Below are 643 nucleotides of genomic sequence, written 5' to 3'. Positions count from 1 at the left end.
GGGGCATCGATGCTGTGGCCACCGGCCAGTGAAATGCCCGCTTCATGGCACACCTGACGGCCGCCGTCGATCACCTGCTGGGCCACTTCGGCTGGCAGGGTATTGATGGGCCAGCCGAGGATGGCGATGGCAACGATGGGCTTGCCGCCCATGGCGTAGATATCGCTGATGGCGTTGGTGGCGGCGATGCGGCCAAAGGTGAAGGGGTCATCGACGATGGGCATGAAGAAGTCGGTGGTGGAGACAATGCCCTGACCGTTGCCGATATCGACCACGGCCGCGTCATCCTTGCTGCTGTTGCCAACGATCAGGGTCGGGTCGTTGAAGCCCGGGATCTGGCTCTTGAGAATGGTGTCGAGCACCTTGGGAGAGATTTTGCAGCCACAGCCAGCGCCGTGGCTGTATTGGGTCAGACGAATGGAAGACATACTTACCCCTTGTTTGTGCACCGTGTGCAGAGGCTCTGCGGGAGCCATCTTGGTCAATGCGCGGCCATCTACGTCATGTAAAGAGCCGCAAAAAATAGGTGGCCTTGGCTGCTTCTGGAAGCAGTGATGTCAGGCAGTCACGCAGGGCTGCCGGGTAGGACGGGGAAGAAGAGGCGACAGATGCGCCAACACAGCCCCGCCAAGGGCCACAGGAC

General features: G+C 60.7%; 1 protein-coding gene. It reads right to left on the bottom strand.

Going from position 1 to position 643, the window contains the following annotated elements; all coding sequences use genetic code 11:
• A partial coding sequence (gene selD / locus RA28_RS22095) for a selenide, water dikinase SelD (RefSeq protein ID WP_039533502.1) occupies positions 1 to 428 on the bottom strand: 428 nt, incomplete at its 3' end.
• Positions 429 to 643 lie beyond the last annotated feature (215 nt).

Origin of the sequence: Ruegeria sp. ANG-S4 (assembly GCF_000814005.1) — a bacterium.
Classification (GTDB): domain Bacteria; phylum Pseudomonadota; class Alphaproteobacteria; order Rhodobacterales; family Rhodobacteraceae; genus Ruegeria.
This window is presented reverse-complemented; position numbering and strand designations above follow the sequence as displayed.